A 22,855-nucleotide genomic window follows, 5' to 3' on the forward strand; every position below is an offset into this window, starting at 1 on the left:
TGATTGTGGATGCAACAGAGGTAAAAATCAATCGTCCTAAAAAAATCAACTAGCCAATTATTCTGGTAAAAAGAAATGCCATACTATGAAGGCTCAAGCGATTGCCACAAGCCAAGGGAGAATTGTTTCTTTGGATATTGCGGTGAACTATTGCCACGATATGAAATTGTTCAAATGAGTCGCAGAAACATCGGACAAGCTGGTAAAATCTTGGCAGACAGTGGTTATCAAGGGATCATGAAGATGTATTCACAAGCGCAAACTCCGAGGAAATCAAGCAAACTTAAGCCACTAACTCTTGAAGATAAAGCCTATAACCATGTGCTATCTAAAGAGAGAATCAAGGTTGAGAATATTTTTGCCAAAGTAAAAACGTTTAAAATATTTTCAACAACCTATCGAAATCGACGCAAACGGTTTGGATTACGAATGAATTTGATTGCTGGCATTATCAACCGTGAACTAGGATTCTAGTTTCGCAGGAAGTCTAATAAATGATGTTGAAAATATACAGTGGAGAGATTGGCTAAAAAAGATGATAAAAGTACTTTTGTTTCTCGGAAGTATTTATATTTCTCGATGGTTTTCATAATTCTATCAATAAGAAGGGGAAGATTTTCAGAAGGAAAGAAAAAGAGAATGGTTCCAAGCAATTTCAAATCACTAATGTACCATGTATCCATAGGTTCAAGATAGTCCCAAATTTCTTCAGACAAATCTTTCAAGACGTGGTTGTTTTTGAATCCTTTAGTTCGTAACTCTGTGACAATTTTTGTATGACGATAGATATTTTGAATAGGAACATCGTGATGTGTCTTAAGATATTTTTGACATTTCTCAGTGAGTTCAACCATTTTTCTAGTATCTTGAAAAGTAGACGGATTTTGGCTCTCTACAATAATATCTCGCCTTTCACTAGGATGGTATTCGTTGCATATATACTTGAATTCTGCTAAACTCATATCAATTTGTTCAAGAAGAAATACCATGTTTTCAAAACTGGGAATAACTTTACCGTGTTCAATATTTGTTAGAGTTGTCCGATGTATGACTTGTCCACATACATCTTGTTGGGTCAATCCTTTTGACTTTCGAATTTCTTTAAAAATCTGTCCATAATCCCATTTCATATTGTTCCTCATAGGTAAATGTGAATATTTTCTACATTTATAAAAAACGTAGAAAAAGTTGGTGTTATTATATCAATAAGGAGGGAAAAAGTCATGGAAATACAAAATTCACTTAATTTTGTCATATATTGTAATGATTGGGAGTCTCTAATCCCATGGTTTGATATATGGTTTTGGGAGTGACTAATTAATGTGTTATTTATATTCTTTAGCCAAGTATTAATATACTTATTGTTATGCTTCTATTATAGTGAAACTTGAATATTTTATAAATAAGGAGGAGAGTATATGAAATATCATTTGTTAGAATAATATAAAATATATTTCTTAAACTGATTTGACAAGCTTTAAGTTTATGTGTATTTAGTATATTTTCCAAAAATTAACTTTCTTTTGGTAAAAATATTGTTTGTGTATTTGGCTTATAACTTATGTTTATTAGGAGGAGTAGTCATGAAAACTATCATTAAAATTTGTTTAACTTCTTTATCTGCCTTTTTACTTCTATTTGCTGGAAAAAATGTTTTTGCGGAATCTAATTCACATGGTAACTTAAACTCTTTGGAAGTTAGCGATAGAAGTTTTCGTAATGGAGAATTGTTGAAGAGTTATCTTGTAAAAGATAAAGATAGGATTTATTTTGATTATGATAAAGCGGTTCAAGATAAACAAGTGAAAGATGTAATTGACATGGGTTTATTGGTAGAGACAATAAGCGAAGACTATAGTTCAAATACGTTTACACCTGCTAAATATTTTAAGGCAGGATTGCCTGTTCACGGGAATTACTGTGGTCCTGGTTACAACGGGGAAGGATTTACTTTACCTGTGGTAGACGTTTTGGATCAAGGTTGCCAAAATCATGATAGATGTTACAAGTGGGGAGCTGGTATTGGAGCTAATTGTGAGTGTAATCGTCAGTTAGTCGATTTTATAAAAGTTAACAGACGTTGGATACCAGAAAGTTCCTTATGGGTTGCGGATGCTATCAGAGTTTATTTTGAAACGATTGGAGCTATAGGATGTTGAATCTAAAATCATTTATTACACGCTATTCTAAGGTCTATATTGGTTTAGTTCTGTTGATCTGGATTGCTTTCTTCTTTCTTCCTTGGGGCAGTCCGATTCTGGGGGGGGAAGATTGACCTCTTCAGCATACAGAAAGTCTTGCTAGTTTTTGGTGTTCTGTCTATTTTGATGGCCTTGCTGTCCAAGAAAGTCAGTCTCTTTGTTTTTGGATTGATCTGCTGTTTTTCTCTTTGGATTAATCTATTTATCCTATTTGCGATTTTGCCGATTTTTGGCAATTAAAGTATCATAAAAGTCAGAGAGGTTAGCTTGGAAACTAACCTCTTTTTCCTTTTCAAAATGAGGATTCTTCCTTGAAAATAATCAGTAATTGTGCTAAAATTAAAAGAACATTCTAAAATATTCGGAATTTAAAGTAAGGAAAAACATGGCTAATATTTTAAAAACAATTATCGAAAATGATAAAGGAGAAATCCGTCGTCTGGAAAAGATGGCTGACAAGGTTTTCAAATACGAAGACCAAATGGCTGCTTTGACTGATGACCAACTAAAAGCAAAAACAGTTGAATTTAAAGAACGTTATCAAAATGGAGAATCACTGGATTCATTGCTTTATGAAGCATTTGCAGTTGTCCGTGAGGGTGCCAAACGTGTTCTAGGACTTTTCCCATATAAGGTTCAGGTCATGGGGGGAATCGTTCTTCACCATGGTGACGTGCCAGAAATGCGTACAGGGGAAGGGAAAACCTTGACTGCGACCATGCCGGTATACCTCAATGCCCTTTCAGGCAAAGGGGTTCACGTAGTTACAGTCAATGAATACCTATCAGAGCGTGACGCGACTGAGATGGGTGAATTGTACTCTTGGCTTGGTTTGTCAGTAGGGATTAACTTGGCTGCCAAATCTCCAATGGAGAAAAAAGAAGCCTATGAGTGTGATATTACTTATTCAACCAACTCAGAAATCGGATTTGACTACCTTCGTGATAACATGGTCGTCCGCGCTGAAAACATGGTACAACGTCCGCTCAACTATGCCTTGGTCGATGAGGTTGACTCTATCTTGATTGACGAGGCGCGTACACCTTTGATCGTATCAGGTGCCAACGCGGTTGAAACCAGTCAGTTATACCACATGGCAGACCACTATGTAAAATCTTTGGACAAAGACGACTACATCATCGATGTGCAGTCTAAGACTATTGGTTTGTCAGATTCAGGGATTGACAAGGCTGAAAGCTACTTCAAGCTTGAAAATCTCTATGACATCGAAAACGTGGCTTTGACTCACTTTATCGATAATGCCCTTCGTGCTAACTACATCATGCTTCTCGATATTGACTATGTGGTGAGCGAAGAGCAAGAAATCCTGATTGTTGACCAATTTACAGGTCGTACCATGGAAGGTCGCCGTTATTCTGATGGATTGCACCAAGCCATTGAAGCAAAAGAAGGGGTGCCAATTCAGGATGAAACCAAGACATCTGCCTCAATCACTTACCAAAATCTTTTCCGTATGTACAAGAAATTGTCTGGTATGACGGGTACAGGTAAGACTGAGGAAGAAGAATTCCGTGAAATTTACAACATTCGTGTTATTCCAATCCCAACAAACCGTCCTGTTCAACGTATTGACCACTCAGACCTTCTTTATGCAAGTATCGAGGCTAAGTTTAAGGCGGTTGTCGAAGACGTTAAGGCTCGTTACCAAAAGGGTCAGCCTGTCTTGGTTGGTACAGTAGCGGTTGAAACTAGTGACTATATTTCTAAGAAATTGGTCGCAGCTGGCGTTCCTCACGAAGTCTTGAATGCCAAAAACCACTATAAAGAAGCTCAAATCATTATGAATGCTGGTCAACGTGGTGCTGTTACCATTGCGACTAACATGGCCGGTCGTGGTACTGACATCAAGCTTGGTGAAGGAGTTCGCGAATTGGGTGGACTTTGTGTGATTGGTACAGAACGCCATGAAAGCCGTCGTATCGATAACCAGCTTCGTGGACGTTCAGGTCGTCAAGGAGACCCAGGTGAGTCACAATTCTACCTCTCTCTTGAAGATGATTTGATGAAACGTTTTGGTTCTGAACGCTTGAAAGGAATCTTTGAACGCTTGAACATGTCTGAAGAGGCCATTGAGTCTCGTATGTTGACACGTCAGGTTGAAGCAGCGCAAAAACGTGTCGAAGGAAATAACTACGATACTCGTAAACAAGTCCTTCAATACGATGATGTCATGCGTGAACAACGTGAGATTATCTATGCTCAACGTTACGATGTCATCACTGCCAATCGTGACTTGGCACCTGAAATTCAGGCTATGATTAAACGCACGATTGGTCGTGTCGTTGATGGTCATGCGCGTTCAAAACAGGATGAAAAACTAGAGGCAATTTTGAACTTTGCTAAGTACAACTTGCTTCCAGAAGATTCGATTTCAATCGAAGACTTGTCAGGCTTGTCTGATAAGGCTATCAAGGAAGAGCTCTTCCAACGTGCCTTGCAAGTTTATGATAGTCAGGTTTCAAAACTACGTGATGAAGAAGCAGTCAAAGAATTCCAAAAAGTGTTGATTCTACGAGTGGTGGATAACAAGTGGACAGATCATATCGATGCCCTTGATCAATTGCGTAATGCGGTTGGACTTCGTGGCTATGCTCAGAACAACCCAGTTGTTGAGTATCAGGCAGAAGGTTTCCGTATGTTTAATGATATGATTGGTTCGATTGAGTTTGATGTGACACGTTTGATGATGAAAGCACAAATTCATGAACAAGAAAGACCACAAGCAGAACACCATATCAGTACAACAGCGACTCGCAATATCGCTGCCCACCAAGCAAATATGCTAGAAGATTTGGATTTGAGCCAGATTGGACGGAATGAACTTTGCCCATGTGGTTCTGGTAAGAAGTTTAAAAACTGTCACGGTAAAAGACAATAAAATGAGATAGTTTAGAGGCGGATACCTTGTGAAAAGTAAATTTTTACTTGGTATCCGTTTGATTTATAAGGAGATGAGTTATGGTATTTACAGCAAAAAGTCCTAAAATTAATATTGAAGAAGTTCGTGCCTTATCAAAACTAGAAGGCCAGGCTTTGGAGAGAAAATCACAGCGCGATCAAGAGCTAGAAGCCATTATACGTGGAGAAGATCAACGGATTCTCTTGGTAATAGGGCCATGCTCATCTGATAATGAAGAAGCTGTTCTTGAGTACGCTAAGCGTTTGGCAGCCTTGCAAGAAGAAGTAGCAGACCGTATCTTTATGGTTATGCGTGTTTATACAGCCAAACCCCGTACTAACGGAGATGGTTACAAGGGATTGATTCACCAGCCTAATGCGACAGAAGCGCCAAGCCTCATCAACGGAATCAAAGCTGTTCGCCATCTTCACTATCGTGTTATCACAGAAACAGGCATGACAACAGCTGATGAAATGCTTTATCCTGAAAATCTACCGCTTGTAGATGATTTGATTTCTTACATGGCGGTTGGTGCTCGTTCAGTTGAAGACCAGCAACACCGCTTTGTGGCAAGTGGGGCAGATTTTGCGACTGGGTTTAAAAATCCAACCTCTGGAAATCTCAATGTTATGTTTAATGGGATTTATGCTGCTCAAAACAAACAAAGCTTCCTTTTCCTAGGAAAAGAAGTGGAAACAACTGGGAACCCACTTTCGCACGCCATTCTTCGTGGAGCGATCAATGAGTATGGTAAGAATATTCCTAACTACTACTATGATAATTTGATGGATACCATTGCCCAGTATGAGAAAACGGGCTTGGAAAATCCTTTTATCATTGTGGACACCAATCATGACAACTCTGGTAAGCAACATATGGACCAAATTCGAATTGTCCGTCAGACCTTGATTAACCGTGATTGGAATGAAAAAATCAAGCAGTACGTTCGTGGCTTTATGATTGAGTCTTATCTCGAAGACGGCCGTCAAAACGAACCGGAAGTATTTGGCAAGTCTATCACAGACCCTTGCCTTGGCTGGGGAAATACGGAAGCCCTTGTCAGAGAAGTCTACCAAACGCTAGGAGAATAAGATGGCATTTATTGAAAAAGGTCAAGAAATCGATATTGAAGCAATCAAGGCAGAAGCTCAATTGTCTGCGGAAGCCTTGCGACTAAAGGAGCGCCGTGATAGAGAATTGGCAGACATCATTTCAGGAGAAGATGACCGTATCCTTTTGGTGATTGGTCCTTGTTCTTCTGACAATGAAGAAGCTGTCTTGGAATATGCCCGCCGTTTATCAGCCTTGCAAAAGAAGGTGGCAGACAAGATTTTCATGGTCATGCGTGTTTATACTGCTAAACCTCGCACCAACGGAGATGGGTATAAAGGTCTGGTTCACCAGCCAGATACTTCTAAGGCTCCAAGTTTGATTAACGGCTTGCAGGCTGTGCGCCAGTTACACTATCGCGTGATTACAGAGACTGGTTTGACAACGGCAGATGAGATGCTTTATCCGTCAAATCTGGTCTTGGTAGATGATTTAGTCAGCTACCATGCTGTGGGGGCTCGTTCTGTGGAAGACCAAGAGCACCGCTTTGTGGCCTCAGGGATTGATGCACCGGTAGGGATGAAAAATCCAACCTCTGGAAATTTGGGTGTCATGTTTAACGGTATCTATGCTGCTCAAAACAAACAAACTTTCCTCTTCCATGGCCAAGAAGTTGAGACTTCAGGAAATCCTTTGGCTCATGTCATCCTTCGTGGAGCAGTCAATGAATATGGAAAAAATGAGCCTAACTTTTACTATGAAACCTTGCTAAATGCCATTGAACGTTATGAGACAATGGGACTTGAAAATCCTTTTATCCTCATCGACACCAATCATGATAATTCAGGCAAGCAATATATGGAGCAGATTCGAATTGTTCGCCAGACCTTGCAGAATCGTGATTGGAATGAGAAAATCAAAAAGACGGTTCGAGGCTTTATGATTGAATCCTACCTAGCAGATGGTCGTCAAAACCAACCAGAGGTCTTTGGTTGCTCTATTACCGACCCTTGTCTAGGTTGGGAAAATACAGAGGCTTTGGTAGAAGAAATTTATGCTACCTTGACAAAATAAGTGAAAAGGATGGAGTTGGGGAATCTCAACTCCTTTTGATGAGAATGATAGTTGGACACGGAATTGATATCGAGGAATTAGCTTCGATAGAAAGAGCAGTTACACGACATGAAGGATTTGCTAAGCGCGTGCTGACAGCTAAGGAATTGGAGCGATTTGCCAGTCTCAAAGGGCGTCGGCAGATTGAATATTTAGCTGGTCGCTGGTCAGCTAAGGAGGCTTTTTCCAAGGCTATGGGAACGGGTATTGGCAAGCTCGGTTTTCAGGATTTAGAAGTCTTGAACAATGAACGCGGGGCGCCTTATTTTAGTCAGTCGCCATTTTCAGGAAAGATTTGGCTGTCGATCAGCCATACAGATCAGTTTGTGACAGCAAGTGTCATTTTGGAGGAAAATCATGAAAGCTAGTCCACATAGACCAACCAAGGCTCTGATTCATCTGGGAGCTATTCGACAAAACATTCAACAAATGGGAGCTCATATCCCTGAGGGAACGCTCAGATTTGCAGTAGTCAAGGCTAATGCTTATGGCCATGGGGCTGTTACCGTTGCGACAGCTATTCAAGATGATGTCGATGGTTTTTGCGTTTCGAATATTGATGAGGCCATTGAACTCAGACAGGCTGGACTCAGCAAGAAAATCCTTATTTTAGGAGTTTCTGACATCGAAGCTGTTGCTCTAGCTAAAGAATACGACATCACCTTGACAGTAGCTGGATTGGAGTGGATTCAAGCACTCTTAGTTAAGGAAGCAGACCTATCAGGTTTGACAGTCCATCTCAAGATTGACTCAGGGATGGGACGGATTGGATTTAGAGAGGCCGGTGAGGCTAATCAGGCTCAAGACTTGCTCCAACAACACGGTGTGCATGTTGAAGGAATTTTTACCCACTTTGCGACTGCAGATGAGGAATCAGATACCTACTTTAATGAGCAGTTAGAATGCTTTAAAGCTATTTTGGCAAGTATGAAGGAAGTTCCAGAGCTGGTTCATGCCAGCAACTCGGCAACGACCCTCTGGCATGCAGAGACTATTTTCAATGCGGTCCGTATGGGAGATGCCATGTATGGTCTTAACCCAAGTGGAGAGGTATTGGACTTGCCCTATGACTTGAAATCAGCCTTGACCTTGGAATCTGCCCTGGTTCATGTCAAGACAGTTTCAGCTGGAGCTTGCATGGGATATGGAGCAACCTATCAGGCGGATAGCGAGCAAGTCATTGCGACCGTGCCAATCGGCTATGCGGATGGATGGACGCGAGACATGCAGAATTTTTCTGTCTTGGTAGATGGGCAAGCATGCCCAATCGTCGGCAGGGTTTCTATGGACCAAATCACCATTCGTCTGCCTAAGCTTTATCCGCTGGGAACAAAAGTCACCCTGATCGGCACCAACGGTGACAAGGAAATCACAGCTACTCAGGTAGCTGCCTACCGTGGCACTATTAACTATGAGGTGGTCTGTCTTCTGAGCGATCGCATTCCGAGAGAATATTATTAAAAAGAAAGGAGTGGAGCATGAATCTACATCAACCCTTGCATGTCTTACCTGGTGTGGGACCAAAGTCAGCAGAGAAATACACCAAACTAGGAATTGAAAACTTGCAAGACCTCTTGCTCTACTTTCCTTTCCGTTACGAAGACTTCAAAACCAAGCAGGTGCTGGAGTTGGAAGACGGTGAAAAGGCGGTTCTGTCTGGTCAAGTTGTGACTCCTGCCAGTGTTCAGTATTATGGTTTCAAGCGCAATCGCCTGCGCTTTAGTCTCAAGCAGGGAGAAGTCGTTTTTGCGGTGAATTTCTTTAACCAGCCCTATCTGGCTGATAAGATAGAGTTGGGAGCTACCCTGGCTGTATTTGGAAAATGGGACCGCGCCAAGGCAAGTTTGACAGGGATGAAGGTTCTGGCTCAGGTAGAAGATGACCTCCAGCCTGTCTATCGTCTGGCTCAGGGAATCAGTCAGGCAGGGCTGGTCAAGGTCATTAAGACGGCCTTTGATCAGGGGTTGGACCTCTTGATAGAGGAAAATCTTCCCCAGTCTTTACTTGATAAATACAAACTCATGTCCCGTTGCCAGGCTGTCCGAGCTATGCATTTTCCTAAGGATTTGGCAGAATACAAGCAGGCACTTCGTCGTATCAAGTTTGAAGAACTTTTTTATTTTCAGATGCAGTTGCAGACGCTTAAGTCTGAAAATAGAGTTCAAGGAAGTGGTCTGGTTCTGGATTGGTCTCAGGAAAAAGTGACGGCTGTCAAAGAAAGCCTGCCTTTTGCCCTGACCCCTGCTCAGGAAAAGAGTTTGCAGGAAATTTTAACTGATATGAAGTCTGATCGCCACATGAATCGTCTTCTACAAGGGGACGTGGGGAGCGGAAAAACGGTGGTCGCTGGCTTGGCCATGTTTGCGGCGGTGACGGCTGGTTATCAAGCAGCCCTCATGGTACCGACAGAAATCTTAGCAGAGCAACATTTTGACAGCCTACAGAGTCTCTTTCCGAACTTGAAACTGGCTCTCTTGACAGGTTCCTTAAAAGCTGTAGAAAAAAGAGAAGTCTTGGAGACCATTGCCAAGGGTGAGACTGATTTGATTATCGGAACCCACGCTCTGATTCAGGATGGGGTGGATTATGCTCGTCTTGGCTTGATTATCATCGATGAGCAACACCGTTTTGGTGTGGGGCAAAGGCGGATTTTACGGGAAAAAGGTGACAATCCTGACGTTCTCATGATGACAGCGACTCCCATTCCACGGACGCTGGCCATCACAGCCTTTGGAGATATGGATGTTTCCATTATCGACCAGATGCCAGCAGGGCGGAAGCCTATTGTGACGCGCTGGATTAAGCATGAGCAGCTGCCTCAGGTCTTGACCTGGTTAGAGGGAGAAATCCAAAAAGGTTCTCAGGCTTATGTTATCTCTCCCTTGATTGAAGAATCTGAAGCTCTGGACTTGAAAAATGCCATTGCTTTATCTGAGGAGTTGACGGCTCATTTTGCAGGTAAGGCAGAAGTGGCTCTTCTACATGGTAAGATGAAGAGTGATGAAAAAGACCAGATTATGCAGGAGTTCAAAGAGCGAAAAACGGATATTCTGGTTTCGACGACGGTTATCGAGGTCGGGGTCAATGTTCCCAATGCGACTGTCATGATTATCATGGATGCTGATCGGTTCGGTCTCAGTCAGCTTCACCAGCTCAGGGGTCGTGTCGGTAGGGGGGACAAGCAGTCTTATGCTGTTCTCGTTGCCAATCCCAAGACGGATTCTGGTAAAGACCGCATGCGCATCATGACAGAAACCACCAACGGATTTGTCCTTGCAGAGGAAGATTTGAAAATGCGTGGTTCTGGTGAGATTTTTGGAACCAGACAGTCAGGGATCCCAGAGTTTCAAGTGGCTGATATTATCGAAGATTTTCCGATTTTAGAAGAAGCCAGAAAAGTGGCTAGCTATATTAGTTCTATTGAAGGCTGGCAAGAGGATCCAGAGTGGCGCATGATTGCCCTTCATCTGGAAAAGAAAGAACATCTAGATTAAGCTTTCTCTAAGGAAATCTTAAGCTAGCTTTCAGGTTTGCCCCTTATACTAGAGTCATCAAAAAGAAACGAGGACTCTCACATGACAGTAACGATTAAAGTAAATTACCAAACCACTTTCCAAAAGAAAGAAGCAAAAAATTAAGATTGAGCAGAAGAAGAAAGAGCGAAAATGCTCTTTTTTCGTTTCTAAAACTACTTTCAGCCCATCATCCTAAAGGTAAAGAATCTAAAATCTCTTTCTATTTATACTCAATGAAAATCAAAGAGCAAACTAGGAAGCTAGCCGCAGGCTGTACTTGAGTACGGCAAGGCGAAGCTGACGCGGTTTGAATTTGATTTTCGAAGAGTATTAGCATTCTTTCTTGCATTGCTTTTCTAGATATGCTACAGTTGTGATAGCGATTACAAAACAAAAGGAGTATATTATGAAAAATCCAGCTTTGTTAGAAGAAATCAAGACCTATAAAGGATGGGATGAGGTTCCAGAAGACTTTGATGCTTTCTGGGATGAGGAGGTGAAAAAAGTTTCAACTCTTCCAGCCTACAACTTGGAGGAAAGAGGTTTTCACATTTCTCAAGTCAAGTGCTATGAGCTCACTTTTGAAGGAAGTAATGAAGGCAAGGTCTATGCACGCGTCGTTCTTCCAAAAAGTGAGGATAAAGTTCCAATGATTTTCCATTTCCATGGTTATATGGGACGTGGCTGGGACTGGACCGACATGTTGGCCTTCATTGTGGCTGGTTACGGTGTTATTTCCATGGATGTGCGGGGGCAGTCAGGTTACTCGCAAGATGGCTTGCGTTCTCCTCTAGGAAATACCGTTAAGGGGCATATCATCCGTGGTGCTGTGGAAGGTCGGGAGCACCTCTTTTATAAGGATGTTTATCTGGATATTTACCAGTTGGTTGAAATTATTGCTAGTCTGCCTCAGGTGGATGAAAAGCGACTTTCTAGCTATGGTGCCTCACAAGGAGGGGCCTTAGCTCTGGTTGCGGCAGCCCTCAATCCACGGATTCAGAAAACAGTTGCCATCTATCCCTTTTTGTCAGATTTTAGACGGGTACTTGAGATTGGTAATACCAGTGAAGCTTATGACGAACTTTTCCGATATTTCAAGTTTCACGATCCTTTCCATGAAACTGAGGAAGACATCATGGCGACCCTTGCTTATATTGATGTGAAAAATCTTGCCCATCGTATCAAGGGTAAGGTTAAGATGATTACGGGCTTGGACGACGATGTTTGCTATCCTATTACCCAGTTTGCGATTTACAACCGTCTCACCTGCGACAAGGCCTATCGCATCATGCCTGAGTATGCTCATGAAGCCATGAATGTTTTTGTCAATGACCAAGTCTACAACTGGCTCTGTGGTAGTGAGATTGCTTTTAAGTATGTAAAATAATGAATGAGAGAGCAGAGTAGCTCTCTTTTTCAGTCTTAAAAATATGATTTAAAATAGATACCTCTCTGAAACTACTTTCAGAAACAGCTGTTCTATAAAATACTTTTGAAACTGTAATCTATCCTACTACAAAGTATTGAAAGCGCTTCACAAATAATATATAATGAACCCATAAGAACAAAGAAAAGGAGGAAAGAGGATGCCACAGATTACTAAAGAAGCCTTGATTGAACAAATCAAAGATGGAATCATCGTTTCTTGTCAGGCCCTTCCTCACGAACCGCTTTATACAGAAGCGGGAGGAGTCATTCCCTTGCTGGTCAAAGCGGCTGAGCAAGGTGGCGCAGTCGGTATCCGAGCAAACAGTGTTCGCGATATCAAGGAAATCAAGGAGGTCACAAACCTTCCAATCATTGGGATAATTAAACGAGATTATCCACCGCAAGAACCCTTCATCACGGCTACGATGAAAGAAGTTGATGAATTGGCAGAACTGGATATCGAGGTGATTGCTCTGGATTGTACCAAGCGTGAACGCTACGATGGTTTGGAGATTCAAGAGTTCATTCGTCAGGTTAAGGAAAAATATCCTAACCAGCTCTTGATGGCTGATACAAGTACTTTTGAAGAAGGACTAGCAGCTGTTGAAGCAGGAATTGACTTTGTCGGAACAACCTTATCAGGATATACATCTTACAGTCCAAAAGTGGATGGCCCAGATTTTGAATTAATCAAAAAACTCTGTGATGCAGGCGTGGATGTCATTGCAGAAGGAAAAATCCATACACCAGAACAAGCCAAACAAATCCTTGGATATGGAGTGAGAGGCATCGTTGTTGGTGGCGCTATTACTAGACCAAAAGAGATTACAGAACGCTTTGTTGCTGGTCTTAAATAAAAAATAAAGAAAGGGGGATTAAATATGATTATTACTAAAATTAGTCGTTTAGGAACTTATGTGAGAGTAAATCCACATTTTGCAACATTAATAGATTTTCTAGAAAAAACAGGACTAGAAAATTTAACAGAAGGTCCGATTGATATCGATGGAGATCGATTGTTTGGGAATTGCTTTACTTATCTAGCAGACGGTCAAGCAGGAGCCTTCTTTGAAACTCACCAAAAATATTTAGATATTCATTTAGTTTTGGAAAATGAAGAAGCTATGGCTGTTACTTCGCCAGGAAATGTAAGCGTTACCCAAAAGTATGATGATGAGAAAGATATTGAATTATACACAGGTGAAGTGGAGCAGTTAGTGCATTTGAGATCAGGAGAATGCCTAATCACTTTTCCGGAAGATTTACATCAACCCAAGGTTCGTATAAATGATGAACCTGTGAAAAAAGTTGTCTTTAAAGTTGCGATTTCTTAATGTAGAAAGGGAAGAACAATGAAAAAAATGAGAAAGTTTTTATGTCTAGCTGGAGTTGCGCTAGCAGCCGTTGCCTTGGTAGCTTGTTCAGGAAAGAAAGAAAATACAGCTAACACTGAACCACCGACAGAATTATCTGGTGAGATTACAATGTGGCACTCCTTTACTCAAGGACCACGTTTGGAAAGTATCCAAAAATCAGCAGATGCTTTTATGCAAAAGCATCCAAAAACGAAAATCAAGATTGAAACATTTTCTTGGAATGACTTCTATACTAAATGGACTACAGGTTTAGCAAATGGAAATGTGCCAGATATCAGTACAGCTCTCCCTAACCAAGTAATGGAAATGGTCAACTCAGATGCTTTGGTTCCGCTAAACGATTCTATCAAGCGTATTGGACAGGATAAATTTAACGAAACTGCCTTAAATGAAGCAAAAATCGGAGATGATTACTACTCTGTTCCTCTTTATTCACATGCACAAGTTATGTGGGTTAGAACAGATTTGTTAAAAGAACATAATATTGAAGTACCTAAAACTTGGGACCAGCTCTATGAAGCTTCTAAAAAATTAAAAGAAGCTGGAGTTTATGGATTATCTGTTCCGTTCGGAACAAATGACTTAATGGCAACACGCTTCTTGAACTTCTACGTACGTAGTGGTGGAGGAAGCCTCTTAACAAAAGATCTTAAAGCAGATTTGACAAGTCAACTTGCTCAAGATGGTATTAAATACTGGGTTAAAATGTATAAAGAAATTTCACCTCAAGATTCTTTGAACTTTAATGTTCTTCAACAAGCTACCTTGTTCTATCAAGGAAAAACAGCATTTGACTTTAACTCTGGCTTCCATATTGGAGGAATTAATGCCAACAGTCCTCAATTGATTGATTCGATTGATGCTTATCCTATTCCAAAAATCAAAGAATCTGATAAAGACCAAGGAATTGAGACCTCAAACATTCCAATGGTTGTTTGGAAAAATTCAAAACATCCAGAAGTTGCTAAAGCATTCTTAGAATCACTTTATAATGAAGAAGACTACGTTAAATTCCTTGATTCAACTCCAGTAGGTATGTTACCAACTATTAGTGGTATCAGCGATTCTGCAGCCTATAAAGAAAATGAAACTCGTAAGAAATTTAAACATGCTGAAGAAGTAATTACTGAAGCTGTTAAAAAAGGTACTGCTATTGGTTATGAAAATGGACCAAGTGTACAAGCTGGTATGTTGACTAACCAACACATTATTGAACAAATGTTCCAAGATATCATTACAAATGGAACAGATCCTATGAAAGCTGCAAAAGAAGCAGAAAAACAATTAAACGATATGTTTGAGACTGTTCAATAGGTGTAAATGACTAAAAATAGGTGGGCTAGTAAGCTGAAAAGCCCTAGCCCAGTCTTGTAAAAGAAGGGAGAAGGAGAATGGTTAAAGAACGTAATTTAACTCGCTGGATATTTGTTTTGCCAGCTATGATTATCGTAGGATTACTCTTTGTTTATCCGTTTTTCTCGAGTATTTTTTATAGCTTTACCAATAAGCATTTGATTATGCCCAATTATAAATTTGTTGGTTTAGCTAACTATAAAGCTGTGCTATCAGATCCCAACTTCTTTAATGCGTTCTTTAATTCAATTAAGTGGACCGTTTTCTCATTAGTTGGTCAAGTTTTAGTAGGGTTTGTATTGGCTTTAGCTCTTCATAGAGTACGCCACTTCAAGAAACTATATAGGACCTTATTGATTGTTCCTTGGGCATTTCCTACAATTGTTATTGCCTTTTCTTGGCAGTGGATTCTAAACGGGGTTTATGGTTATTTACCTAATCTAATCGTAAAATTAGGTTTAATGGATCATACACCTGCATTTTTGACAGATAGTACATGGGCATTCCTATGTTTGGTGTTTATCAACATTTGGTTTGGAGCACCGATGATTATGGTTAATGTACTTTCAGCTTTACAAACAGTACCAGAAGAACAATTTGAGGCTGCTAAGATAGACGGTGCTTCAAGTTGGCAGGTGTTTAAGTTTATCGTCTTTCCGCATATTAAAGTGGTTGTAGGACTTCTAGTTGTTTTGAGAACTGTATGGATCTTTAATAACTTTGATATCATCTACCTAATTACTGGTGGTGGACCAGCCAATGCTACAACGACGCTTCCAATTTTTGCTTATAACCTAGGTTGGGGAACTAAATTGTTGGGTCGTGCTTCAGCAGTTACAGTATTGCTCTTTATCTTCTTGGTAGCAATTTGCTTTATCTACTTTGCTATCATCAGTAAGTGGGAAAAGGAGGGTAGAAAATAATGAAGAAGAAATCCAGTATTTATTTAGATATTCTCTCACATGTACTCTTGATTGGTGCGACAATCGTTGCAATTTTCCCATTGGTATGGATTATCATATCTTCTGTCAAGGGTAAAGGGGAATTAACTCAGTATCCAACACGATTTTGGCCTGAACAATTTACATTGGATTATTTCACTCATGTTATCAACGATTTGCACTTTATTGATAACATTCGAAACAGTTTAATCATTGCCTTAGCTACAACCGTTATTGCGATTATTATTTCTGCTATGGCAGCCTATGGTATTGTTCGATTCTTCCCTAAATTGGGAGCGATTATGTCGAGACTACTCGTCATTACCTACATTTTCCCACCAATTTTGTTAGCAATTCCATATTCAATTGCCATTGCTAAAGTTGGATTAACAAATAGTTTATTTGGCTTGATGATGGTTTATCTATCTTTTAGTGTTCCATATGCGGTTTGGCTTTTAGTTGGATTTTTCCAAACAGTTCCGATTGGAATTGAAGAAGCAGCTCGAATTGATGGCGCTAATAAATTTGTGACTTTTTACAAAATTGTACTACCGATTGTAGCACCAGGTATTGTAGCAACAGCTATTTATACATTTATCAATGCTTGGAATGAATTCTTGTATGCCTTGATTTTGATTAACAATACAGGAAAGATGACAGTAGCAGTAGCCCTTCGATCACTTAACGGTTCAGAAATTTTAGACTGGGGAGATATGATGGCGGCATCTGTTATTGTGGTTCTTCCATCAATCATTTTCTTCTCTATCATCCAAAATAAAATTGCAAGTGGATTGTCAGAAGGATCTGTGAAGTAGACGAAAGAAGGAAAAAATGAATAAGAGAGGTCTTTATTCAAAACTAGGAATTTCTGTTGTAGGCATTAGTCTTTTAATGGGAGTCTCCACTTTGATTCATGCGAATGAATTAAACTATGGTCAACTGTCCATATCTCCTATTTTTCAAGGAGGTTCATATCAATTGAACAATAAGAGTATAGATATCAGCCCTTTGTTATTAGATAAATTGTCTGGAGAGAGTCAGACAGTAGTAATGAAATTTAAAGCAGATAAACCAAACTCGCTTCAAGCTTTGTTTGGCCTATCTAATAGTAAAGCAGGCTTTAAAAATAATTACTTTTCAATTTTCATGAGAGATTCTGGTGAGATAGGTGTAGAAATAAGAGACGCCCAAAAGGGAATAAATTATTTATTTTCTAGACCAGCTTCATTATGGGGAAAGCATAAAGGACAGGCAGTTGAAAATACACTAGTATTTGTATCTGATTCTAAAGATAAAACATACACAATGTATGTTAATGGAATAGAAGTGTTCTCTGAAACAGTTGATACATTTTTGCCAATTTCAAATATAAATGGTATAGATAAGGCAACACTAGGAGCTGTTAATCGTGAAGGTAAGGAACATTACCTCGCAAAAGGACGTATTGATGAAATCAGTCTATTTAACAAAGCAATTAGTGATCAGGAAGTTTCAAATATTCCCTTGTCAAATCCATTTCAGTTAATTTTCCAATCAGGAGACTCTACTCAAGCTAACTATTTTAGAATACCGACACTATATACATTAAGTAGTGGAAGAGTTCTATCAAGTATTGATGCACGTTATGGTGGGACTCATGATTCTAAAAGTAAGATTAATATTGCCACTTCTTATAGTGATGATAATGGGAAAACGTGGAGTGAGCCAACTTTTGCTATGAAGTTTAATGACTATGAGGAGCAGTTAGTTTACTGGCCACGAGATAATAAATTAAAGAATAGCCAAATTAGTGGAAGTGCTTCATTCATAGATTCATCCATTGTTGAAGATAAAAAATCTGGGAAAACGCTATTACTAGCTGATGTTATGCCTGCGGGTATTGGAAATAATAATGCAAATAAAGCCGACTCAGGTTTTAAAGAAATAAATGGTCATTATTATTTAAAACTAAAGAAGAGTGGAGATAACGATTTCCGTTATACAGTTAGAGAAAATGGTGTCGTTTACGATGAAACAACTAATAAACCTACAAATTATACTATAAATGATAAGTATGAAGTTTTGGAGGGAGGAAAGTCTTTAACAGTCGAACAATATTCGGTTGATTTTGATAGTGGCTCTTTAAGAGAAAGGCATAATAGGAAACAGGTTCCTATGAATGTTTTCTACAAAGATTCGTTATTTAAAGTGACTCCTACTAATTATATAGCAATGACAACTAGTCAGAATAGAGGAGAGAGTTGGGAACAATTTAAGTTGTTGCCTCCGTTCTTAGGAGAAAAACATAATGGAACTTACTTATGTCCTGGACAAGGTTTAGCATTAAAATCAAGTAACAGATTGATTTTTGCAACATATACTAGTGGAGAACTAACCTATCTCATTTCTGATGATAGTGGCCAAACATGGAAGAAATCCTCAGCTTCAATTCCGTTTAAGAATGCAACAGCAGAAGCACAAATGGTTGAACTGGGAGATGGTGTGGTTAGAACATTCTTTAGAACCACTACAGGTAAGATAGCTTATATGACTAGTAGAGATTCTGGAGAAACATGGTCGGAAGTTTCGTATATTGATGGAATCCAACAAACTTCATATGGCACACAAGTATCTGCAATTAAATACTCTCAATTAATTGATGGAAAAGAAGCAGTTATTTTGAGTACACCAAATTCTAGAAGTGGCCGTAAGGGAGGTCAATTAGTTGTCGGTTTAGTCAATAAAGAAGATGATAGTATTGATTGGAAATACCACTATGATATTGATTTGCCTTCGTATGGTTATGCCTATTCTGCGATTACAGAATTGCCAAATCATCACATAGGTGTGCTGTTTGAAAAATATGATTCGTGGTCGAGAAATGAATTGCATTTAAGCAATGTAGTTCAGTATATAGATTTGGAAATTAATGATTTAACAAAATAAAGGAGAAAAAACATGGTTAAATACGGTGTTGTTGGAACAGGATATTTTGGAGCTGAGTTGGCTCGTTATATGCAAAAGAATGATGGAGCAGAGATTACTCTTCTTTATGATCCAGATAATGCAGAGGCAATTGCAGAAGAATTGGGAGCAAAAGTAGCAAGTTCCTTAGATGAGTTGGTTTCTAGCGATGAAGTAGATTGTGTTATTGTCGCAACTCCAAATAATCTTCATAAAGAACCAGTTATTAAGGCTGCACAACATGGCAAAAATGTTTTCTGTGAAAAACCTATTGCACTTTCTTATCAAGATTGTCGCGAGATGGTAGATGCTTGTAAAGAAAACAATGTAACCTTTATGGCAGGGCATATTATGAACTTCTTTAATGGTGTACATCATGCAAAAGAATTGATTAATCAAGGAGTTATCGGAGACGTTCTATATTGTCACACTGCTCGTAATGGTTGGGAAGAACAACAACCGTCAGTATCATGGAAAAAAATTCGTGAAAAATCAGGTGGCCACTTGTATCACCACATCCATGAATTGGATTGTGTTCAATTCCTTATGGGTGGTATGCCTGAAACTGTAACCATGACAGGTGGGAATGTAGCCCATGAAGGTGAGAATTTCGGTGATGAAGATGATATGATTTTTGTCAATATGGAATTTTCTAATAAGCGTTTTGCCTTGTTAGAATGGGGTTCAGCTTATCGTTGGGGTGAACATTATGTCTTGATTCAAGGAACAAAAGGTGCTATCCGCTTAGACTTATTCAACTGTAAAGGAACTCTTAAGCTAGATGGACAAGAAAGTTATTTCTTGATTCATGAATCACAAGAAGAAGATGATGATCGTACTCGTATCTATCATAGTACAGAGATGGACGGAGCGATTGCTTATGGTAAACCAGGTAAACGTACTCCATTATGGCTATCATCTGTCATTGATAAAGAAATGCGCTATCTGCATGAGATTATGCAAGGAGCTCCAGTATCAGAAGAATTTGCAAAACTATTGACAGGTGAAGCAGCTCTAGAAGCAATTGCTACTGCAGATGCTTGTACCCAATCTATGTTTGAAGATCGCAAAGTAAAATTGTCAGAAATTGTAAAATAAACATAATGTAAAGGGGATGAAAAATTTATTTTCTCCCCTCATTTCGGAAATAAGTTAGGAGAAAATCTATGTCAGATTTAAAAAAATACGAAGGTGTCATTCCTGCCTTCTACGCATGTTATGATGATCAAGGAGAAGTAAGTCCAGAGCGTACGCGTGCCTTGGTGCAATACTTCATTGATAAAGGTGTTCAAGGTCTCTATGTCAATGGTTCTTCTGGTGAATGTATCTACCAAAGCGTTGAAGACCGCAAGTTAATCTTGGAAGAAGTAATGGCAGTTGCCAAAGGGAAATTAACTATTATTGCCCATGTTGCTTGCAATAATACTAAGGATAGTATGGAACTTGCTCGCCACGCAGAAAGCTTGGGTGTAGATGCCATTGCAACGATTCCACCAATTTACTTCCGCTTGCCAGAATACTCAGTTGCCAAATACTGGAACGATATCAGTGCTGCAGCTCCAAACACAGACTACGTTATCTACAACATTCCTCAATTGGCAGGGGTTGCTTTGACTCCTAGTCTATACACAGAAATGTTGAAAAATCCACGTGTTATCGGTGTTAAGAACTCTTCTATGCCAGTTCAAGATATCCAAACTTTTGTGAGTCTTGGTGGAGAAGGCCATATCGTATTCAATGGTCCAGATGAACAGTTCCTAGGTGGTCGCCTCATGGGTGCTAAGGCTGGTATCGGTGGTACTTATGGTGCTATGCCAGAACTATTCTTGAAACTCAACCAATTGATTGCGGATAAAGATTTAGAAACAGCGCGTGAATTACAGTATGCTATTAACGCTATCATTGGTAAACTCACTTCTGCACATGGAAATATGTATGGTGTCATCAAAGAAGTCTTGAAGATCAATGAAGGCTTGAACATTGGTTCTGTCCGTTCACCATTGACTCCAGTGACCGAAGAAGATCGTCCAGTTGTAGAAGCAGCTGCAGCCTTGATTCGTGATACCAAGGAGCGCTTCCTCTAATCCATAAGGAGGTATTTATGACACACTACGTTGCAATTGATATCGGTGGAACCAACATCAAATATGGTTTGATTGACAAAGAAGGTCAACTTGTTGAATCGCATGAAATGCCAACAGAGGCGCATAAAGGTGGTCCTCATATCTTACAAAAGACCAAAGATATCGTAACCAGCTATTTAGAAAAAGGCCCAGTAGCAGGTGTTGCCATTTCTTCTGCAGGAATGGTGGATCCAGATAAGGGTGAGATTTTCTATGCCGGTCCTCAGATTCCCAACTATGCAGGAACTCAGTTCAAGAAGGAAATCGAGACTAGCTTTAATATTCCTTGCGAGATTGAAAATGACGTCAACTGTGCAGGTTTGGCTGAAGTGGTATCTGGTTCAGGCAAGGGAGCGAGTGTCACTCTTTGCTTGACTATTGGAACAGGTATCGGTGGTTGCTTGATTATGGATGGAAAAGTCTTCCATGGTTTTAGCAATTCGGCCTGTGAAGTCGGTTATATGCATATGCAGGATGGAGCGTTCCAAGATTTGGCTTCTACAACAGCTTTAGTGAAATATGTAGCTGAAGCACATGGAGAAGATGTTGATCAGTGGAATGGTCGACGCATCTTTAAGGAAGCCACTGAAGGCAACAAGATTTGTATGGCTGGTATTGACCGCATGGTAGACTATCTAGGAAAAGGTCTGGCAAATATTTGCTATGTGGCCAATCCAGAAGTGGTCATTCTTGGTGGGGGCATCATGGGGCAAGAGGCTATCCTCAAACCCAAGATCCGCACAGCCTTGAAGGCGGCCTTGGTACCAAGCCTAGCTGAAAAAACACGATTAGAATTTGCTCATCACCAAAATACAGCAGGGATGTTGGGTGCATACTATCATTTCAAAACAAAACAATCCTAGTTTGGTTCAGCCAAACTAGGATTTTCTGACGCGTTTTTGTCTACGATAGCCGTTGAGTTTTTTATTTTCCCAGTAGCTATTAAAGATTTTTTCCTTGCTTTCACGATTGATTTCCAAAAAGTAGGCATAAATCAAATCGATAAAGAAGAGCATAGGAAGCTGAGCGGATATTCGTTGGATATAGGAAGGCTGGCTGTGGCTAGCAACTAGAACAGTCTCTGTATAGGTCTGACTATCTTTATTTGGGACACTTGTAAAGAGTACAGTCTTTGCTCCCATCTCCTTAGCGTCTAATAGACTGTCTAAAATAGAGGGAGTTGTGCCAGAAAGTGAGAAACCAAGTACGAGACAATTTTCGTCCATAATGCTGGTTGTCCAGGCAAAGCCGTCTTGATCGGTCAAAGCTTCGCAGACCACACCTAGACGCATGAAGCGTAATTTCATTTCACGAGCTACGAGGCCAGAACTCCCTGTTCCGAAGAAGTAGACACGCTCAGCATCTTCGATTAACTGGGCAATTCGTTCTAGTTGGACTTCGTCAATCAAGTCTTGTGTTTGTTCCCTCATATTGCTATAGCTTCTGAGGACTCGTTTGGTTAGTGGACTGTGCTTTGAGACTTGGTTGGCTTGATTTTCTGCCTGATGTTGGTATTGGAAAATGAATTCTCGGTAGCCAGTAAAGCCACACTTTTTAGCAAAGCGAGTTAGTGCGGCCTGAGAGATATGTAATTTTTGAGTGACCTGTTGGGAGGAAAGGTCATCTTGAATGGTTTCTGCTTGTAAAAAATAGCGAGCGATTTCTTGTTCTAGGTCTGTCATTTCTTCAAAATGGGAATCAATGACAGTTGCGATATCTGGTTTGTCCATAGGGAAGGCTCCTTTAAATGAGTCGTATTGGAAAAAGACTAGATTATTGAACTTTTACATTCATTATAACATATAATATAGGGATGAATAAATAAAAACGTATCTTCCCGTAAAAACGAAAAAAGCTTCTTACTTTTCCATAATTTTCTGCTCAAATTATGG

General features: G+C 39.9%; 18 protein-coding genes and 3 pseudogenes. 19 read left to right on the forward strand and 2 right to left on the reverse strand.

What is annotated here, in order from left to right:
- A pseudogene (locus tag FGQ53_RS05845) lies at positions 1 to 474 on the forward strand (transposase family protein); the annotation flags it as partial.
- A gap of 17 nt (positions 475 to 491) precedes the next feature.
- On the opposite strand, the pseudogene rgg1518 reads toward FGQ53_RS05845, so the two are convergent.
- Positions 492 to 1,130 (reverse strand): annotated as a pseudogene (rgg1518, locus tag FGQ53_RS05850) (Rgg/GadR/MutR family transcriptional regulator Rgg1518); the annotation flags it as partial.
- A 453-nt stretch (positions 1,131 to 1,583) separates the two neighbouring features.
- Between rgg1518 and FGQ53_RS05855 the strand changes: the two are divergent.
- The 18 genes and pseudogenes from FGQ53_RS05855 to FGQ53_RS05945 all read left to right on the forward strand — a co-directional run bounded on the left by FGQ53_RS05855 (position 1,584) and on the right by FGQ53_RS05945 (position 21,826).
- Positions 1,584 to 2,159, forward strand: a complete 576-nt coding sequence (locus FGQ53_RS05855; protein WP_138336637.1) for a phospholipase — start codon at positions 1,584 to 1,586, stop codon at positions 2,157 to 2,159.
- A pseudogene (locus tag FGQ53_RS05860) lies at positions 2,153 to 2,441 on the forward strand (hypothetical protein). The gene FGQ53_RS05855 and the pseudogene FGQ53_RS05860 overlap by 7 nt, the downstream one beginning before the upstream one ends.
- A gap of 145 nt (positions 2,442 to 2,586) precedes the next feature.
- Entirely contained in the window at positions 2,587 to 5,100 is a 2,514-nt protein-coding gene (gene secA, locus FGQ53_RS05865) for a preprotein translocase subunit SecA (RefSeq protein WP_138336640.1), read from the forward strand.
- Positions 5,101 to 5,180: 80 nt separating this feature from the next.
- Complete coding sequence (locus FGQ53_RS05870) at positions 5,181 to 6,212, forward strand: 3-deoxy-7-phosphoheptulonate synthase (protein WP_138336643.1); 1,032 nt, start codon at positions 5,181 to 5,183, stop codon at positions 6,210 to 6,212.
- Between the two features lies 1 nt (position 6,213).
- On the forward strand, positions 6,214 to 7,245 hold the full coding sequence (locus FGQ53_RS05875) for a 3-deoxy-7-phosphoheptulonate synthase (protein WP_138336646.1): 1,032 nt from the start codon (positions 6,214 to 6,216) through the stop codon (positions 7,243 to 7,245).
- Between the two features lie 44 nt (positions 7,246 to 7,289).
- Positions 7,290 to 7,652, forward strand: a complete 363-nt coding sequence (gene acpS, locus FGQ53_RS05880; protein WP_171019094.1) for a holo-ACP synthase — start codon at positions 7,290 to 7,292, stop codon at positions 7,650 to 7,652.
- Positions 7,642 to 8,745, forward strand: coding sequence for an alanine racemase (gene alr / locus FGQ53_RS05885; protein WP_138336652.1), 1,104 nt, complete (start codon positions 7,642 to 7,644; stop codon positions 8,743 to 8,745). Before acpS ends, alr begins: the two co-directional genes overlap by 11 nt.
- Positions 8,746 to 8,762: 17 nt before the next feature.
- Positions 8,763 to 10,778: an ATP-dependent DNA helicase RecG gene (recG, locus tag FGQ53_RS05890; RefSeq protein ID WP_138336654.1), complete on the forward strand. Its 2,016-nt coding sequence runs from the start codon at positions 8,763 to 8,765 to the stop codon at positions 10,776 to 10,778.
- 427 nt (positions 10,779 to 11,205) lie between these two features.
- Entirely contained in the window at positions 11,206 to 12,186 is a 981-nt protein-coding gene (locus tag FGQ53_RS05900; RefSeq protein ID WP_138336657.1) for an acetylxylan esterase, read from the forward strand.
- A gap of 199 nt (positions 12,187 to 12,385) precedes the next feature.
- Entirely contained in the window at positions 12,386 to 13,084 is a 699-nt protein-coding gene (locus FGQ53_RS05905) for an N-acetylmannosamine-6-phosphate 2-epimerase (protein WP_033676556.1), read from the forward strand.
- Between the two features lie 24 nt (positions 13,085 to 13,108).
- A complete protein-coding gene (locus FGQ53_RS05910) occupies positions 13,109 to 13,561 on the forward strand; it encodes a YhcH/YjgK/YiaL family protein (RefSeq protein ID WP_138336660.1) in 453 nt (150 codons plus the stop codon).
- 18 nt (positions 13,562 to 13,579) lie between these two features.
- Positions 13,580 to 14,917, forward strand: coding sequence for an ABC transporter substrate-binding protein (locus tag FGQ53_RS05915; protein WP_138336662.1), 1,338 nt, complete (start codon positions 13,580 to 13,582; stop codon positions 14,915 to 14,917).
- Between the two features lie 77 nt (positions 14,918 to 14,994).
- Entirely contained in the window at positions 14,995 to 15,879 is an 885-nt protein-coding gene (locus tag FGQ53_RS05920; RefSeq protein ID WP_023946138.1) for a carbohydrate ABC transporter permease, read from the forward strand.
- Positions 15,879 to 16,712, forward strand: coding sequence for a carbohydrate ABC transporter permease (locus tag FGQ53_RS05925; RefSeq protein WP_138336665.1), 834 nt, complete (start codon positions 15,879 to 15,881; stop codon positions 16,710 to 16,712). The genes FGQ53_RS05920 and FGQ53_RS05925 overlap by 1 nt, the downstream gene beginning before the upstream one ends.
- A 16-nt stretch (positions 16,713 to 16,728) precedes the next feature.
- Positions 16,729 to 18,822 (forward strand): neuraminidase NanB, encoded by a 2,094-nt coding sequence (gene nanB / locus FGQ53_RS05930; protein WP_138336668.1) that lies wholly within the window; start codon positions 16,729 to 16,731, stop codon positions 18,820 to 18,822.
- A gap of 12 nt (positions 18,823 to 18,834) precedes the next feature.
- Complete coding sequence (locus tag FGQ53_RS05935; RefSeq protein ID WP_000241736.1) at positions 18,835 to 19,938, forward strand: Gfo/Idh/MocA family protein; 1,104 nt, start codon at positions 18,835 to 18,837, stop codon at positions 19,936 to 19,938.
- A gap of 68 nt (positions 19,939 to 20,006) precedes the next feature.
- Complete coding sequence (locus FGQ53_RS05940) at positions 20,007 to 20,924, forward strand: dihydrodipicolinate synthase family protein (RefSeq protein WP_138336671.1); 918 nt, start codon at positions 20,007 to 20,009, stop codon at positions 20,922 to 20,924.
- 17 nt (positions 20,925 to 20,941) lie between these two features.
- A complete protein-coding gene (locus FGQ53_RS05945; RefSeq protein WP_138336674.1) occupies positions 20,942 to 21,826 on the forward strand; it encodes an ROK family protein in 885 nt (294 codons plus the stop codon).
- A gap of 15 nt (positions 21,827 to 21,841) precedes the next feature.
- On the opposite strand, the gene FGQ53_RS05950 is transcribed toward FGQ53_RS05945, so the two are convergent.
- Entirely contained in the window at positions 21,842 to 22,693 is an 852-nt protein-coding gene (locus tag FGQ53_RS05950) for a MurR/RpiR family transcriptional regulator (RefSeq protein WP_138336677.1), read from the reverse strand.
- Positions 22,694 to 22,855: the final 162 nt, after the last annotated feature.

The sequence above is a fragment of the Streptococcus mitis genome (assembly GCF_005844455.1).
GTDB classification, from domain to species: domain Bacteria; phylum Bacillota; class Bacilli; order Lactobacillales; family Streptococcaceae; genus Streptococcus; species Streptococcus mitis_BF.